Annotated in this window: 14 protein-coding genes; 6 read left to right on the top strand and 8 right to left on the bottom strand. The window is 66.4% G+C overall.

Annotated elements, in window-relative coordinates; all coding sequences use genetic code 11:
- Nucleotides 1-144 precede the first annotated feature (144 nt).
- Both ABIC17_RS05745 and ABIC17_RS05740 read right to left on the bottom strand, forming a co-directional pair.
- Entirely contained in the window at nucleotides 145-1,710 is a 1,566-nt protein-coding gene (locus ABIC17_RS05745) for an alpha-N-arabinofuranosidase (protein ID WP_354279950.1), read from the bottom strand.
- Nucleotides 1,711-1,762: 52 nt separating this feature from the next.
- On the bottom strand, nucleotides 1,763-4,993 hold the full coding sequence (locus ABIC17_RS05740) for a glycoside hydrolase family 2 TIM barrel-domain containing protein (RefSeq protein WP_354279948.1): 3,231 nt from the start codon (nucleotides 4,991-4,993) through the stop codon (nucleotides 1,763-1,765).
- Between the two features lie 487 nt (nucleotides 4,994-5,480).
- Here ABIC17_RS05740 and ABIC17_RS05735 point away from each other — a divergent pair, with 487 nt between their 5' ends.
- From ABIC17_RS05735 to ABIC17_RS05710, 6 genes are all read left to right on the top strand, one after another.
- Entirely contained in the window at nucleotides 5,481-6,200 is a 720-nt protein-coding gene (locus ABIC17_RS05735) for a FadR/GntR family transcriptional regulator (protein WP_354279946.1), read from the top strand.
- Nucleotides 6,201-6,260: 60 nt separating this feature from the next.
- Entirely contained in the window at nucleotides 6,261-7,619 is a 1,359-nt protein-coding gene (locus ABIC17_RS05730) for a glycoside hydrolase family 27 protein (protein ID WP_354279944.1), read from the top strand.
- A 115-nt stretch (nucleotides 7,620-7,734) separates the two neighbouring features.
- Complete coding sequence (locus tag ABIC17_RS05725; protein WP_354279942.1) at nucleotides 7,735-9,231, top strand: helix-turn-helix transcriptional regulator; 1,497 nt, start codon at nucleotides 7,735-7,737, stop codon at nucleotides 9,229-9,231.
- 127 nt (nucleotides 9,232-9,358) lie between these two features.
- Nucleotides 9,359-9,538: a CsbD family protein gene (locus ABIC17_RS05720; RefSeq protein ID WP_354279940.1), complete on the top strand. Its 180-nt coding sequence runs from the start codon at nucleotides 9,359-9,361 to the stop codon at nucleotides 9,536-9,538.
- 58 nt (nucleotides 9,539-9,596) lie between these two features.
- The gene (locus tag ABIC17_RS05715; RefSeq protein ID WP_354279939.1) at nucleotides 9,597-10,517 is read left to right on the top strand and encodes a hypothetical protein; all 921 of its coding nucleotides are present in this window, start codon (nucleotides 9,597-9,599) and stop codon (nucleotides 10,515-10,517) included.
- Nucleotides 10,518-10,652: 135 nt separating this feature from the next.
- Nucleotides 10,653-10,919, top strand: a complete 267-nt coding sequence (locus tag ABIC17_RS05710) for a CsbD family protein (RefSeq protein WP_354279937.1) — start codon at nucleotides 10,653-10,655, stop codon at nucleotides 10,917-10,919.
- 73 nt (nucleotides 10,920-10,992) lie between these two features.
- Here ABIC17_RS05710 and ABIC17_RS05705 read toward each other — a convergent pair whose 3' ends face one another.
- The 6 genes from ABIC17_RS05705 to ABIC17_RS05680 are packed head-to-tail and all read right to left on the bottom strand — an operon-like array spanning nucleotide 10,993 to nucleotide 17,093.
- Complete coding sequence (locus tag ABIC17_RS05705; RefSeq protein WP_354279935.1) at nucleotides 10,993-11,859, bottom strand: RDD family protein; 867 nt, start codon at nucleotides 11,857-11,859, stop codon at nucleotides 10,993-10,995.
- The gene (locus ABIC17_RS05700; protein WP_502958414.1) at nucleotides 11,840-12,868 is read right to left on the bottom strand and encodes a stage II sporulation protein M; all 1,029 of its coding nucleotides are present in this window, start codon (nucleotides 12,866-12,868) and stop codon (nucleotides 11,840-11,842) included. Before ABIC17_RS05700 ends, ABIC17_RS05705 begins: the two co-directional genes overlap by 20 nt.
- Entirely contained in the window at nucleotides 12,865-14,175 is a 1,311-nt protein-coding gene (locus ABIC17_RS05695) for a DUF58 domain-containing protein (RefSeq protein ID WP_354279934.1), read from the bottom strand. Before ABIC17_RS05695 ends, ABIC17_RS05700 begins: the two co-directional genes overlap by 4 nt.
- A 52-nt stretch (nucleotides 14,176-14,227) precedes the next feature.
- Nucleotides 14,228-15,199, bottom strand: coding sequence for an AAA family ATPase (locus tag ABIC17_RS05690; protein ID WP_502958413.1), 972 nt, complete (start codon nucleotides 15,197-15,199; stop codon nucleotides 14,228-14,230).
- Nucleotides 15,181-16,392 (bottom strand): hypothetical protein, encoded by a 1,212-nt coding sequence (locus ABIC17_RS05685; protein WP_354279930.1) that lies wholly within the window; start codon nucleotides 16,390-16,392, stop codon nucleotides 15,181-15,183. The genes ABIC17_RS05690 and ABIC17_RS05685 overlap by 19 nt, the downstream gene beginning before the upstream one ends.
- On the bottom strand, nucleotides 16,389-17,093 hold the full coding sequence (locus tag ABIC17_RS05680; RefSeq protein ID WP_354279928.1) for a DUF4129 domain-containing protein: 705 nt from the start codon (nucleotides 17,091-17,093) through the stop codon (nucleotides 16,389-16,391). Before ABIC17_RS05680 ends, ABIC17_RS05685 begins: the two co-directional genes overlap by 4 nt.
- Nucleotides 17,094-17,096: the final 3 nt, after the last annotated feature.

The following is a 17,096-nucleotide window of genomic DNA, read 5'->3' as shown; positions in this document are numbered from 1 at the left end:
TACACCGATATTGGCCAGCGTCACTGTCGCAGTTGACGTGCAGCGACATCTCCCGACCCAGTGTTTTGCCACGGCGCTTTGGAGGCGATGTCGTGACGCTCCGAACCAAGGACCGCGACGTTGCCGCCGCGGTCCCTCAGCCCATCACTTGATGTCGAGCATCACGATCGCCTTGGCCGGGATCGCGACCGTCAGCACCCCGCCCTGCAACGTCGCACCGGTGAAGGCGACCGGCTTGACCGTCTCCGGCGCATCGAACGTGTTGTGCGCATCGATCGCGGTTCCCGTCAGGATCCGCCCCGACACGGTCGCGCCCGTCACGCCGTCGAGCTTGACGCTCACCGTCGTTGCCTTGTTCGGATCGACGTTGGTCAGCCCGACATGCACCGCGCCGTCAGTCCCGCGCACCGCGCTCGCGCTGACCGCCTTCATCGTCCACTCGTTCTTGTTGTAATAATGCGACTGGACGTCGATCGGCAGGACGGTGCCGTCCTGATAATCCTTGTACAGATCGAACACCCAATAGGTCGGCGTCTTCACCATCCGCGCGCCATCGGTCAGCAGCATTGCCTGGAGCACGTTGACCATCTGCGCGATATTGGCCCCGCGCACGCGGTCGGCGTGGCGGGCGAAGATGTCGAGGTTGAGGCTCGCCACCATCGCGTCACGCAGGCTGTTCTGCTGGTACAGGAAGCCCGGGTTGGTGCCCGGCTCGACGTCGTACCACGTGCCCCATTCGTCGATCAGCAGGGCGACCCGCTTGGCCGGATCGTATTTGTCCATCATCTTGGAATGGCCGACGATCAGCGCATCCATCCGCAGCGTCTTGGAAAGCGTGCGCGCCCAAGCGTCCTCATCGAACCCGGTCGCCGCGCCCTTCTTCTTCCAGTCATAGGGGATGGTGTAATAGTGCGCGCCGATCCCGTCGATCTGATCGCCCGCCTTACGCATCATCGTCTCGGTCCAGACGTAATCGTCGACGTTCGCGCCACTCGCGATCTTGAGCAGTTTCTGGCCTTCGGGCACCTTGAGGAAGGTCGAATAGCGCCGCGTGACGTCCGCGCCATAGTCTGGGAGCATGTTGCCGCCGCAGCCCCACAGCTCGTTGCCGATGCCGAACATCGTCAGCTTCCACGGCTCCTTGCGGCCATTGGCGCGCCGCTGGTTGGCGATCGTCGAGGCGGTTGGCGAGGTCATGTACTCGACCCACTCCGCCATCTCCTGCGGCGACGCCGTGCCGACGTTGCCCGAGACGTAGCTTTCCGCGCCGACCAGCTCGGCATAGTTCATGAACTCGTGCGTTCCGAACGCATTGTCCTCGGTCACGCCGCCCCAATTGGTGTTGACCTTGACCGGACGCTTGCCGCGCGGGCCGATCCCTTCCCGCCAGTGATATTCGTCGGCGAAGCAACCGCCGGGCCAGCGGATTAACGGAACCTTGATCGCTTTCAATGCGGCGATCACGTCGCTGCGATAGCCTTGGACGTTGGGGATCTTGCTGTTCGTACCAACCCAGATGCCCGAATAGATGCCCTTGCCGAGATGCTCGGCGAACTGGCCGAACAGGCGCTTATCATATTTCGGCCCGGGGCGGTCGCCGTGGACCGTCACCGTATCGGGCGCGGTGGCGGGGGCTTCCTGCGCGATCGCAGGTAGGCTCGCGCTGAGCAGCAAGGTGGCCAACGTCAGTCCGGCAAAACGTTTGATCATCGATAAGCTCCTTGAGTGCCGTAGCGACCATCGGCCGCAGGAAGAATGCGGGTCATTCCCCGGTGGTTGCGGTCGCTGGCAACGCCTTGTCGGGCGTCGTGCCCGCGCCGGTGAACGGCGCGAGGCGGAAGCTGACGCGGGTCGGGGCGAGCGGGATGCGGTACTTGGGCAGCGGCTTGCCGAGCTCGCTCCACTGCGTATCGCCGCCGACGCCCCATTGCGCGCCATCCACCAGCAGCGTCACCTGACCGTGCGGGACGACATCGGTCGACTTCCATGTACCGGGCGTATGCCGGTCGAGATCGGCATACGGGAAGGCGAGCGCGTTGATCATCAGCGGTGTGTCACCGCTGACACGCAAGCCGTGCCCTGCCCCGCTCAACTCCATCCAGCGCACGTCGACCTTGTTGCCGGTTTCCTGCGGGCGGATGTAATCGTGGTTCTGCTCGGTGATCGCGCCGCGCCACAGGCCGATCGGCGCGGACGTCTTGCGATCGACATAGCTTTCGTGCGGCCCGCGGCCATACCACTCCGCGGTCGTGATGGCGGTCGGCATCGCGAACGCCAGACCGACGCGGAACGGTGACGGCAAGTCCTGCTTGAGCGGGGTCAGGTCGCCCTGCACCGCGACTGCGCCGTCGCCGGTCATGGTGTACAGCGTGGTGAAGGTCGCCGCGCCGTCGCCCAGCGCATAATCGACGCGCACACCGGCGGCACCATCGGCGCCCGCGACGCGCGTGACGCTGCGCACGGTGCGCGTGTCGCTCATCGTCTTCCACACCGCCAGTTGCTTGGCGGTGCCAATGCCGAGGTCGTTATCCGTCACCGCGCGCCAGAAGTGCGGCGCGCCGCCGGTCGCGAGCGTCACGTCGCCCTGCGCATAGCGCCGCACCAGCCCGGTCTTGCGATCGATCGCCAGCGTCGCGCCGCCCGCGCTCAGCGTAAGCGCACCGTCCCGATCCGTCGTGGCGACGGACCCGCGCGCAGGCGCGACTGGCTGTACGGGCGCGGGGCCAGTCGCGAACTGCTCCCAGCTCACCACATACCCCGCCGGAACCAGCGGCACCGCCCCTGCCTCGGCGCGCGCACGCACCGTCACAAAATATTCGGAACCTGGCTTGCGCGGGATCGTGCCGATCGGGAGCGTCACCGTCTCGGTTCCGTGCGCCGCGGTCTTCATTGCCGGCAGCGCGCCCTTGGCGATCGCGACGCCGTCCTCCTGTACTTCCCAATCGAAGCCGAAGCCCGTCAGGTCGCGGAAATCATGCCGGTTGCGTACCGTCACGCGTCCGGTTGCGGGGTCGAAGCCCTCAAACTGGATCGGCGCATAGACCTTCTGCAGTTCGTACCACGCCGGGTTGGGCGTGCGGTCCGACTGGAGCAGGCCATCGCCGAACTCGATGTCGCCACCGGAATTGGGGCCATATTCGCCACCGTCGCCCCAATAGCGACGACCGTCCTTGGTGTAGCGGTACATCGACTGGTCGACCCAGTCCCAGATGAAGCCGCCCTGCAGTTTCTTCGGATGCGCGTATATCGTGTTCCAATATTCGAGCAGATTGCCGCCGGAATTACCCATCATGTGCGCATATTCGCACTGGATGATCGGCTGCGCGAAGTTCCAGTTGGTTGCGTAGTTCGCCATCTGATCCGCACTGTCGTACATCGGCGCGTAGATGTCGGCGTAGAAGTTCGGGCGATGGTCGTCGATGCGGTCGAACGTCCCCCAGCCGAGATAGCTGATCAACCGGTTCGGATCGCGCGCGCGGGCGGCAGCGGCGGCGGCGGCGAAATTGGGCCCGATCCCGGCTTCGTTGCCGAGCGACCAGAAGATCACCGAGGGGTGGTTCTTGTCGCGCTCGACCATGTTGACGACGCGGCTGACATGCGCGTCCTTCCACGCGGGGTCGAAGCCGAGCTGGTATTTGGCGCGCTCCTCGGCGTGGTTGTTGCCATACTCCATATAGGCGTGGCTCTCGATATCGGCCTCGTCCATCACGTACAGGCCGTATTCGTCCGCCAGCGCATACCAGCGCGGATCATTGGGGTAATGCGACGTGCGCACCGCGTTGATGTTGGCGCGCTTCATCAGCTCGATGTCGCGCCGCATCGACGCTTCGGAGATGACGTGGAAGGTTTCCGGGTCATGCTCGTGGCGATTGACGCCGCGGATGATGATCGGCTTGCCGTTGACGCTGACCTGGCCGTCCTTCATCTCCACGGTGCGGAAGCCGATCCGCTGTGGCGTCGCCTGGATCACCTTGCCGTCCGTGCCCACCAGTTCGACCAGCAGCGTATAGAGATTGGGCGTCTCGGCGGTCCACGGCTTCACGCCCGGCACGGGGGCCGCGAGCGTCACGGTCTGTGCCGCCGCGCCGGCCTTCACCGCCTGCGCGCGGACCAGCACCGCGCGATCCCCCTCCATCAGCGTCATGCGCGCGGTGACGGGCTTGGTCGTCGGCGACACGGTCACCTCGGTCGACAGCACGCCGTCGCGATACGCCTTGTCGAGCCCGGCGTGGACGAAGATGTCGTCCACCCGGGTCTTGGGCGCCGCCATCATATACACTTCGCGCTCGATCCCCGAGACGCGCCAGAAATCCTGATCCTCGAGATAGGAGCCGTCCGACCAGCGATGGATCTGGATCGCCACCGTGTTGCGGCCTGCGGTCACGAAGGGCGTGACGTCGAATTCGCTCGGGAGCTTCGAATCCTCCGAATAGCCGACCTTCTTGCCGTTGACCCAGACGTCATAAGCGGAACCCGCCGCCCCGATGTGCAGGATCACGTCCTGTCCGCTCCACGCGGCGGGCAGCGTGACGTCGCGGCGATAGCTGCCGACCGGATTGGTCGCGTGCGGGATCAGCGGGCGGTTGGCGGGGAACGGATAGACGATGTTATTGTAGCGCGCCTGGTCGAACCCCTGCGTCTGCCAGTCCGCGGGCACCTTGATGTCCTTCCAGGATGCAACGTCGAAACCGGGCTGCTCGAACCCGGTCGGGGTGGCATCCGACGAGGGCGAGAAGGCGAACTTCCACGTCCCGTCGAGGCTGAGGAACCGCGCCGATCGCGCCTTGTCCCCGGCGAGCGCCGCAGCGCGGGTCTCGAACGGGAAGCTCGTCACATGCGCAGGCAGCTTGTTGCGCGCGAACACCGCGGGATTTTCCCAGTCGGGGCGCGACGGATCGACCTGTACCGGCTGCACCTGCGGGGCATTCTGCGCGAAGGCGGAGGTAGCGAGACCCAGCGTGCTGACGCCGATCAATAGGGTGCGAAGCTTCATCTGAGTCTCCCGGTATCGTATCAAGGGATGCGCACGGTCGCTGGCGCGAAACTGCGGCGCGGAAGGTGGCGAAAAACATGTGGCAGAATCGACCCCGGACCTGAAAAAACGCCGACGTGGCGGAGGGCACCACGTCGGCAGGAGGGAATCAATAGGGTGCAAAAGTCGAACAGCGGCGACGCTGCTGGCTCAATGGGAAGGGCACGAACCGCCGCCTTGGGCGATCGCTGACGAATGTCGATCCGCCGTGGGCGATACGCCTGACAGCGTGGTGTAGCGAATGTTCGCGATGACCGGCCCCTTCCCCTATGCGCGATGTCGTCAACGACTTGCCCGTCGTCCGCATCCACTGCTTGTATGAGTTATTAGCACGCTCAAATTGTAGGACAAGACTGAAATTTGCGTGATAAGGGTGCCCGCAATCTTTTATGTTCGTGCAGCCAAACGTGGCGCACGATGCGCAGTACCGACGGGGAGGAACGCCTTGATGACCAGCCACCCGATTGCCGAACGACGACGTGGCCCGGCGCACAGCGCCGTCGCGCGCGATATCGGCATCGCGATCGTAACGGGCCGCTACCCGCCAATGTCGATCCTGCCGGGCGAGCACGAACTCGCCGACCAGCGCGGCATTTCGCGCGGGGTCGTGCGCGAGGCGTTGCGGATGCTCAGCGCGAAGGGGCTGCTCGAGAGCAAGCCCAAGACAGGCACCCGGGTCCGTGAGCGTGCCGAGTGGAACCTGCTCGATCCCGATCTGCTCGCCTGGATGTTTGAGGCCGAACCCCCCGTCTCGTTCGTGCGCAGCCTGTTCCAGCTCCGCTTGATCATCGAACCCGCCGCGGCGGAGCTTGCCGCGATGACCCGCACGTCGCGCCAGGTGTCCGGCATGGGCCATGCGCTCGAGGAAATGCACCAGCACGGCCTCGCCTCCGCGATCGGTCAGGCCGCTGACCAGCGCTTCCACCACATCATCCTCGAGGCGACGCACAACGAGCTGCTGGTCAGTCTGGCCGGGACGATCGGATCCGCGGTGCGCTGGACGACGATCTACAAACACCGCCAACCCGTCAAACCCAGCGATTCGATGCCGCAGCATCAGCGGCTGTTCGATGCGATCGCAGAGGGGGAACCCGACGCCGCGCGCGAGGCGACGATCGCGCTGATCCGCCAGGCCGAAGCCGACACCGCGATCCTGATCCGCGCGTGACATCGCGCTTGCAGACCGCGCGTAGAGCACGGCCAATTTCCTTATTGGAGACCTGACGCCATGAGCGTAACCCGCCGAACAATCCTCCAGGGCGCCGGGCTCGGCATCGGCAGCGGTGCTGCACTTGCGGTGTCGGCGCCGCTCCCCGCCAGGGCGCGCGGTGCCGCGGTGCTCGCGCCGCGGCCGCCGATGGGGTGGAACAGCTGGAACAGCTTCGCCACCACGATTACCGAGGCGCAGGCGATCGAAACCGCCCGGATCATGGCAGAAAAACTGCTGCCGTCGGGCTATGACGTGTTCACCGTCGACATCCAGTGGTACGATCCCGACGCCAAAAGCTACACTTACAACGCCAAGCCGAAGCCCACGATCGACGCGCACGGGCGGCTGATCCCTGCCCTCAACCGTTTCCCGTCGAGCGCGGGTGGCGCAGGGTTCCGCCCGCTCGCCGATACCGTGCACAAGCTCGGCCTGCGCTTCGGGGTTCATCTGATGCGCGGCATTCCGCGGCTTGCGGTCGAGCGCGACCTGCCGATCCTCGGCACCAACCTGCGTGCCAGCGCGATCGCAGATACCTCCAGCGTGTGTAGCTGGAACCCCGACATGTACGGCGTCGACATGCGCAAACCGGGTGCGCAGGCCTATTATAACAGCGTCTTCGCGCTGTTCGCGTCGTGGGGCGTCGACTTCGTCAAGATGGACGACATGAGCCGTCCCTACGATGCGCATGCGCCCGAGATCGAAGCCGCCGCGCGCGCGATCGCCGCCACCGGGCGTCCAATCCTGCTGAGTCTGTCGCCCGGGGAAACCCCCGTGGATCGTGCCGAACACGTCCGGCAACATGCCCAGATGTGGAGGATTTCGGACGATTTTTGGGACAATTGGGCGATGCTGGAGGCGCAGTTCACCCGGCTGGAGAACTGGAACCCCTATCGTCGCGCGGGTGGCTGGCCCGATGCCGACATGCTCCCGCTCGGACGCCTGTCGCTCGGCGAGCGCGACACGCGCTTCACGCCGGACGAACAGCGCACGCTGATGACGCTCTGGTCGATCGCGCGGTCGCCGTTGATCATGGGCGGCGATCTGCGGCATCTCGATGCGCCGACGCTAGCGCTGCTCACCAACCCCGAGGTCATCGCGGTCAACCAGGCAAGCCGGGACAATCAGCCGCATTACCTCACCGATGCCGCACGGGTCTGGTCGGCGCGCCCCGAGACGGGGGCGGACTGCTATCTCGCACTGTTCAACACCGGCAAGGAGCCCAGCACCGTGACGATCGACTTGCGCGCGGTCGGCGCGCCGGAAGCGGTACGCGTGCGCGATCTGTGGAGCCGGACGGACGAAGGCGTCGTGCGGGGTCGCCTGACGCGGCGGCTGCCGGTGCATGGTGCGGCACTGTATCGCCTGGCACCGGCATGACGGCGGAACGCAGCGCGACCTGACCGCGTCCGCCGGAATTTTCGCAACGGTTGCTCCCGACCCTTGGTCATCCGCGTTGTAACATTTGTTACTAGATTTACGGAAGCCGAAGGCAATGCCCGCATTACATCACACTGGCGTCGATCTGCGTCGCCTTCAGCAGATCGTGTCGGGCCTGACCGAGGGGGTGATCATCGTTTCCCCCGATCAGGATATCCTGTGGGCAAACGAAGCGGGCTTGCGGATGCACGGGGTCGAGCGGATTCCCGATCTCGGCAAGACGATCGATGAGTATCGCGACCGATTCCGCCTGCGCTATCGCAACAACCATTGGCTCGAAGCCCCCGATTATCCGCTGGAACGCGTCGTCGCCGGCGAGGCGTTCAGCGAGGTCATCGTCGAGGTGCTACGCGAGGGCGACGAGGAAGCCCGCTGGATCCACCAAATCCGCAGCCTGGTGCTGACCGACAGCGAGGACAAACCCGATCTGCTCGTGCTGGTGATCCAGGACGTCTCGATGCTGTTCGAGGCGGAGGAACGGTTCGAGCAGACGTTCAAGGCCAACCCCGCACCCGCGGTAATCTGCCGCCTGTCCGACCAGCGTTTCGTAAAGGTCAACACGGGCTTTCTCGAGATGACCGGGCGCGAACGCGAGGACGTGCTTGGCCGCACCGTCTACGAACTCGACGTGCTTGCGGACGTGTCGGACCCGGGCCTCGCCAAGCAGCGGTTGCGCGAAGGGCGGACGATCCCGCAGATGCAGGCGGACCTGCATTTGCCGAACGGTGGGCGCAAACTGGTGATCGTCGGCGGGCAGCCGATCGACCTGAACGAGCAACCGTGCATGCTGTTCACCTTCGCGGATCTCGAGCCACGCCGCCGGATCGAGGGGGAATTGCGCGAAAGCGAGGCGCGGGCGCATCGGACGTTCGAGCTGGCACCGATCGGCCTGGCGGTCGCGACGCTCGACGGGCATCGGTTCCTCCAGGCCAATGCGGCGCTGCTGGAACTCACCGGCTACACCACCGAGGATATCCAGCAGCAGTCGGCCTGCTCGCTCAAATTGATCGACGGGGCAAACGCGCGCACCGAAATCGAACGTGCAATCCGCGACGATGGCGGGTTCCACGCGCGCGACGCCTGCCTTCAGCGCAAGGATGGCGAACGCGTCGACGTACTGATTTCAACCGGCATCATTCCGATGCACGGCAGCGATTGCGTGCTGTGGGTGATCCAAGACATCGCCGAGCGCCGCCAGTCCGAACGCGAACTGATCGGCGCGATCGAAACCGTGATGCGCGACACCAACTGGTTCAGCCGCACGATCGTCGAAAAACTCGCCAACCTTCGCGCGCCCAGTGCACAGCGCCATGTCGCCGAAGTATCCTCGCTCACCGGTCGCGAACGCGAAACGCTGAGCCTGATGTGCGAAGGGCTCGACGACGCCGCGGTCGCCGAGGCGATGGGCGTATCGCGCAACACCGTGCGCAACAACGTCGCGCGTATCTATGGCAAACTGGGGGTCAATCGTCGTTCCGCCGCGATCATTTGGGCACGCGAGCGCGGCTTCCCGCTGCCGTCCGCGCGGCGTCCGGCGATCAAGGATATTTAATATACCCTGATTCTGCACTAAACGATTTGGTGCAAATCGATCTAGGGTAAGCCCATTTCGGTATTACTTCTGGTCTCAACGGGGGCGCGGTTTCGACCGCGTCGCCGGTAGCAGAAGGAATTGCGAGATGGACGACCGCATCGAAGGTGCCGGAAAGCAGGTAGTCGGATCGATCAAGGAAGCGATCGGCAAGATTACCGGCAATCGCAACATCGAAGCGCAAGGCGCCGCCGAGAAGGCCGCCGGCAAGGCACAGGCTGAACTCGGCGAAGCGCGGTCCGCCACACGCGATACCCTCGATAAATAGGACGATCGCGGGCGGGTTCCGCCCGGCGATTCCGTCATCGCAGCATAAGGAATAGCATATGGCCCATACCTACGTTGACCCGATCCACGGATCAGACCCGATCGCGCCGCACGATCGCGCGCTCGGTGCGCCCGGTGGGGCGATCGTCCACCGGTCGCGCATGTCGTGGCAGGCGGTGTTCGCCGGCGTGACGATCGCGATCGCGGTCCAGATCGTGCTGGGTCTGCTCGGTACCGGGATCGGGATGAGCTTGGTCGATCCGGTCAACGGCTCGACGCCCAGCGCGAGCGGCTTCGGGATCGGCGCAGGGCTGTGGTGGGTCGTGAGCACGATCGTCGCGCTTGGCGCGGGCAGCTATGCAGCATCGCGGATCGCGGGCCTGACCGACCGGTTTGACGGGTTCGTGCACGGCCTCGTCATCTGGGGCGTGACGCTCATCATCACGCTGTATCTGCTGAGTTCGGCAGTCGGCTCGATCATCGGCGGCACCTTCCGCACGATCGGCAGCGTCGCTAGCGTCGCTGGCACGAGCATCGGCGCAAGCGCACCGACCGTCGCCAAGGCAGCGGGCATCGACGTCGAGGATCAGGCTGCGGCCTATCTCGATGCAGCCCCGAGCGATCCCGCGCTGATGACGTCGCAGGAAGCGCAGAAGGAAGTCGCCAAGCAACTCCCCGCAATGGCGCAGGGCGGTGCCGAGGGTAACCGCGCCGAGGCACGGGTGGTCGACATCGTCGCGGCCCAGCGCAAGATCTCGCGTCCGGAGGCGGCAGCGCAGGTCACGCGCGCCAAGCAGCAGTTCATCGCAGCGAAGAACAGCACGGTCGAAACCGCCAAGTCCGCGGCTGACACCGGTGCCAGCGCCGCCGCAGGAACATCCTTTACCGCAGTCATCGCGCTCCTGTTGGGTGCCGGTGCAGCAGGGTTTGCCGGGGCGGCCGCAACGCGCCGCCGCGGCCACGAAGTCCGCCGCGCCTAACGGCGTCGGAGGATGCGCGTCTGCCCCCCCGGCGCGCTGAGACGACGACCACCGCCTGTAGCGTATCAATGCGGTGGTCGTCGGATCTAAATCCCGATTTTCGAGTATATAACCCCCTAGCCAAAGGAGACTTTTATGGACACGCATCAGGTAACGGGCGGCATCAAGCAGGCCGCAGGCTCGATCGAGGAAGGCTTCGGCAATCTGACCGGCGATCGTTCCACCGAGGTTTCGGGTGCCGCGCGCAAGGTCGCTGGCCAGATCGAGGAAACCTATGGCGACGCAGTCGACGCAGCCCGCGCCACCGTCGAGGATAGCCCACTGCTCGCGCTTGGCCTCACTGCAATCGTTGGCTTTGCGCTCGGCGCGCTGGTCACCGGCCTCGGCGCACGCCGCGGCTGAGCGATCGCTTGCCGCCGTCACGGCGGCTCGATTGTCGAAAAGCCCGATGCGACGTCCGTCGCGTCGGGCTTTTTTATCGTCCAACCGCGAACTTGTCGGCTCGCCGCCTGCCGACCAGCAGACCACGTTCCAGCCGGACACACAAAGCGGCGTAATAATCGCTCAGGAAGCCCGCATCGTCGCCATCATCCGGCAGGCCCGCCTTGCGCCGGATCGTCGCTGCAACTGTCGCGATCGCGTCTGGCTTCCCGCTGCGCAGTACCTCCTCGAGCGTCTGCAATTCATATTCGCCATACAGGTTCAACGCCGCATCGCTGAATACCCGGCGCGGGTGCGCCGACGGCATCGCCAGTTCCGACCCCAGCGCAACCCCGACGGTACGAACGACCCAGGTCCCGGCGAGCAGATCCCCGACGCGTAAACGGTCGCGATTGAACAGCGGGAAGGCCAGGAAGATGCCGCTCCAGCCGAGCGCGAACAGCGTGACGAAGGTATCCGCCGTCCCCTCCGCCGCCTGCTGCCCCAGGAAAGTCAGCGGCAGGAAAAGCTCTATTTCGCGCATCGCATTGCGCGCGATCACCGCGCCGCCGCTCAGCCGTGCGCCGTCGCGCGCGACGACGCGCAGGCCGAGGATACGCTTGCCCGGGGTCGCGCCACGCCCACCCATTTCGAACAGCGTGAACCACCCGTTGCGCAGGACGAAGAAGCCGATCATCCACACGATCGCCAGCGCGGGCGCATGGACCGAGAAGAACAGAGAAAAGATCACCAGCGTCGCCGCGACCAGCACCAGCACGATCGCGCCGGCGTCGATCAGGAATGCCGCCGCACGGGTTCCCGCACTCCCCAGGTGCAGCCGCAGGTCGACGCCTTCGGGCGTGACGAAGCTGCGCCGCAAGGTCGCCGCATCGGCGCGGCGCTCAGCCCGCGGCGGTCGCATCGGATTTCCTCGGCAGGTAGAAATACAGCAACCAGCCGATCAGCATCGCCGTGCCGATCGCATAACGGGTGAGGTCGTCGGTCAGCACTTGCCGCCCGATCCCCTCGAGCATCCCCGCGACGAGCAGCATCACGACCGTCCCCGCCATCGCAACCGCGCCGGTCTGCCCCGCTGCGACTGCCGCATCACCGCGCGTGCGCCGTCCCGGAAAGGCGATCGCGGTGCCGATGCGGAACCCCGCCGCGCCGGACAGGATGATCGCGAACAATTCGGTCGTGCCGTGAATCATGATCCACCCGGTAAAACCGATGCCCAGCCCTTTGGGCACGAACACCGCCATGAACGCCCCCAGCATCATGCCGTTATAGGTGATGAGCAGTGCGGTCGGCACCGCAAAGGCGAAGCCCAGCGCGAACGAGAAGATCGCGATCTGCGCATTGTGCGTGAACAGATAGGCTGCGAACGTCGCCAGTGCGTTCTGCTGCTCGGTCGCGTAGATCGTCTTGCGCAACGTCTCGACCGAAGCGGACGGATCGCGCCCGCCCGCCATGCCATCGCCGACGATTGCGAAGAACCACGCCGCATCGCCGCGCACGATCAGATAGCCGACCACCGCCCCTGCGACCGTCAGCAACAGTGAGACGAGCGTCTCGCGCCACAGCGACTGCACCGCAGCGGGCCAGCCATGCACGAAGAACCGCTTGAGCTGAGTCCATGCCGATGTCTGGACGCCGTACAGCTGGAAATAGGCGCGCGTGCACAATTGCTCGAGATAGTCGGTCAGCGCGCGGTCGAGCGACGTCTCGCGCGCGACCGACAGCGACGACAGCGCGGTGCGATACAGCACCGGCAGCGCGAGCAGATCTTCCTGCGACACCGCCCGGATCGAGCGCCGCTCGATCTGCCGGATAATCGCGTCGAGCCGTTCCCACTCGGGCGCGTGCGCTGCGCGGAAACGGCTGGCGTTGACCAGCATCGGCTGGGCTACCGGCGACACGGACGCGGTCACAACAGGTTCCTCCGTTTGAGCGCGACATAACCCGCGACGAGACGTTCGCCGACTCGGTCATGCTCGGCCTCGATGACATGGACGCCGACATGCTCCAGCCGCGCCAGCACCAGCTTGCGGTCGCGCAACAACGCCGCGGCGGTGACCGCGCGCGTGACGTCATTCGCAGTGGCGGGCGCACGGTCGACGATCGCCTCGACGTCCTCGTCCCGCAACACGACGATCAGCAACAGGTGGGTCTTCACGATCCGCATCGCCGCGCGCACCAGAAAGTCCGCGCTCGTCAGGTCGGTGAATTCGGTGAACAGCACGATCATCGACCGCCGCGTCAGCCGCGTGGCGAGCGTGGTCAGCGCGAACGTATAATTGGTTTCCTCGACACTATAGTCGATCTCCGCCGCGAGCCGCTGGAGATTGGCGAAAGCGGGCATTCCCGACACCAGCCCGCTGGCGATCCGCGGCCGCGAATCGAACGCATGGAGCGCGACCCGGTCGCCCAGCTTGAGCGCGACCCAGGCGGTCAGCAGCATCGCCGACACCGCGCGATCGACCCGCGGGACTCCCGCGACCGGGTCCGACATCTGCCGCCCGCAATCCACCGCGAAGACGATCTGGTTGTTGCGTTCGGTGCGATATTCCTTGGCGTGGAGCTTGCGGTGCCGCGCGGACTGTTTCCAGTCGATCGCACGCCGGTCCATGCCCGAGCGGAACTCGACCAGCGCATCGAAATCGGTCCCGTCGCCGCGATCGACCTGAGTCAGCAAGCCGTCGATCGCATGGCGTCGGAAGATTTCGGCACCCTTATCGTGGAGCAGGCGGATATCGGGGAGGATCGCGACGCGCACGTCGCTGGCGACCGCGCGCTGATGCCAGACGAGGCCGAGCGGGCCACGCCAGCGTGTCCAGACGCGATCGATCCGCCCGATCCCGCGCCGAAGCGCCGTCAGCGGCAGCAGCGCGGCCCCCTTGCCGTCGCGCATCACGACCGACGCGCGTCCGTCATTCTCCGCGGCGAACAGGGCGTTGGCCGCCAGCGCGACCTCCGCGCCACCGACCTTTGCCGTACCCGCCAGCGTCACGGTCAGGGTCGCATCGATCGTGTCGCCGACCGAAGCGGTCGCGGGCAGATCCACCCGCACGACGGCGGTACGCCTGCCCTTTGCCGCATCGACCACCGCGAGCATGAGGACGGCCAGCGGCCACGCCAGTCCGGCATACCAGCGATCGGGCAACAGCACGCCGATCACCAGCGCAACCGGCGCCCCTGCCGCTGCCGCCAGCACCGCAAGGCGAGTGGGATAAATCACGCGCGCGCCGTGCTCCTGCGCAGGCGTACGGTTGCGCACGGGGTGGCTTTGCTCACCGCGGCACTTCGATCGTTTCGATGATCTGCGCGACGACATCCTCGACCGTCCGCCCGTCGATCTCGGCGGCGGGCGACAGGATCAGGCGGTGGCGCAGCAACGCCGGGGCAAGCGCCTTCACGTCATCGGGAATGACGAAATCGCGTCCGTCGATTGCTGCCCGCGCGCGCGCCGCGCCGGCCAGCATCGCGCCCGCGCGCGGCGAAGCGCCGCTTTCGAGATCGGCGACCCCGCGCGTCCCCCGCACCAGGGCTGCGATATAATCGATCACTTCGTCCACCAGCCGCACGCCCGCGACCGTGTCGATCGCTGCGCCGATCGTGGCCGCATCCGCGCGCGGTTCGACGCCCCATTCCTCCGGGGCCATCGCCTGCTGGTGCGCGCCATGCGTCGCGATGATCCGGCGTTCCTCGGCGGCGGACGGGTAATCGACGGTCTGCTTGAACAGGAAGCGGTCGAGCTGCGCCTCGGGCAAGGGATAGACCCCTTGCTGTTCGATCGGGTTCTGCGTTGCCACCACCATGAAGCGCGGGCCCAGCGGCAGGCTCTCTCCGTCAATCGTCACGGTGCGCTCCTGCATCGCCTCGAGCAGCGCGGCCTGTGTCTTGGGCGGGGTACGGTTGATTTCGTCGGCGAGCAGCAGATCGGTGAAGATCGGCCCGCGCGTCAGCGTGAAGGTGCTCGTCTGGAAGTTGAACAGGTTCGCGCCGATGATGTCGCCCGGCATCAGATCGGGGGTGAACTGGATCCGCCCGAAGTCCAGCCCGACGACCCGCGCGAACGTCCGCGCGAGCAACGTCTTGGCGGTGCCCGGCGGCCCTTCGAGCAACACGTGCCCACCCGCGAACAGCGCGACCAGCAGGATGTCGACGCTCGCCTCCTGCCCGACCACGGCCTTGCCGATCTCCTGCCGGATCGCCTGCGCGAGCCCGCGCACATCGTCTACGGTCACCGTGTCTTCTCCCATAACCAATGATGCAGCGCCTGTGCCGCCGCGAGCATGTCGCGCGGATGGCGTGCCGTGCGTGCCTGCTCCGCCAGCGTCGTGAAGCGTGCGCGCCCCGCCAGCGCGTCCAGATAGCGATCGAGCGCATCGTCGCGCATCCGCGCCGGCACGCCGAACACCCCGATCGCGCGGTCGCGCACGACGTCGACGTAGCGTGGACCCAGCCCACCCTGACGCCGCGCCTTGCGCACCAGCGCGGCGGCATTGTCGATCAGCGCCGCCTTGCCGAACGCGATCGCGCGCGGCCGCTGACGCGGTGCGCCGAAGGTCGCGGTCGCCTGAATGCCCGCGAGCAGCGCCGCGGCCGCGATCGCCAGCGTCATCGCAAGGAACGGCGGGTCGAACATCAGTTTCAACGGACTGGGCCCGCGACCGAACCCGTTGAGCGTCACGTCGAACACGACCGACTCCGCCCCCGTGGAATTGAGCCAGTCGAGCAGGTCGAGCGCCGCCCGCGCCTGCCCCGCATCACGCATCCCGACGTTGGACAGCAAATCGGGATCGGCGAGGACGTAGAACGGGTGCTTCCCGATCTGCGCGAGCACGACGTGCCCGGCGGCATCGGTCAGCAACGGGCGCACACCGGGTCCGGTAATCGTCTGTACCGCACGCGGCGCCATGAAGCGCATGCTCGCTGGCATCCACGCCAGCCCCTTCAGCGGCCGCCCGCCGCTGCGATAGCGTTTCACCACCAGCGGATATTGCGGTGCCAGCACCCCTTGCGGTTCGCGCTCCGGCAGCAAGGCGGCGACATTGACCCATCCGCTGTGCTGCGGGTCCTTGGTCGTCGCCCATTTCGGTAGCACCACCAGCGTCGGCTTGACGCTGCGCTGCGCGAGCACTTTCGTCATGTCGGTGTCGGCGCGCTCGGGGGTCAGGACGACCACGTTCTCGGTGTTGAAAAGGCGGGGATCGCGAACGATGCGGGGGTTGCGTCCGGTCGCTTCGGCCAGCCGCACGATCCCGCCGAACCCGACCGCCGCATTCGACAGGGCGTGCGCGCCACCGTTGCGCCCGGAACGCAGGTCGGGCGCATAGGCGCCGAGCACGACCATCGCGAGGAACGCGACTATCCCGACCGCGATGAGGATGGCGACCGTGCGGACGTCGAATGCGCTGTCCGCCGCCCCGCGTGTCGTGGAAACGTCGCTCATCCGCGCCACGCCTGCGGTAGCGCAAAGTCTTCATACGCCGCACGCGCGCTGGCCCAGTCGTTTGCGTCGACGGCGCGCGCGCCAAACAGGCTGCGCTCGACCAGCGCCGCGATCCCGGCGAACAGGCGCCGCGCGGCAGGCGGCACCGCGTCCGCTTCACTCAGTTCGCGGCTGGTCAGCGCGGGCCGTACGGCGCGGGGACGGCGGCGCGCGATATCGTCGATCGAGCGGATCAGCAGCACGTGCGCCGCCTCGGCATAGCGCCCTTCCGCCGCCAGCCGGTCCGCCTCACGCAGCCACGCCTGCGCCGGCGCGGCGTCGGGGTGCCAGTCAGGATCGGGGACGACCGGCTCGGTCTGACGCGTGCCGCGGCGGTGCGGCCAGCGCCATTCGCTGTGGCGGATGCGCTGATACACCACCCATCCCAAAAGCACGACCAACGCGGCGATCAGCGTCCACAGAAAAATCCGCGCGTACGGCGCCTGCGGCATCTGCCGGGAGATCCAGCCGATCAACCGCGCGACCGGCTGCAGGACGTGCGCGAGCCACTCGAGGACGTGCGTCAACCATTCCGGTGGTTTCGGTGGCGGGGCTGCGCGGGTCAGGGTGAACTGCACGCTCGGGTCCGCGCGGAGCGCCGCGTGGGCGGCAGCGAACCGGTCGCCGTCGGCGGCGGCGTGTTGCGCGATTCCCCCGCTCACTTG

The organism is Sphingomonas sp. PvP056 (genome assembly GCF_040549155.1).
GTDB lineage: Bacteria > Pseudomonadota > Alphaproteobacteria > Sphingomonadales > Sphingomonadaceae > Sphingomonas.
The sequence above is the reverse complement of the archived record's forward strand: the minus strand, read 5'-3'. Positions and strand labels throughout refer to the sequence as shown.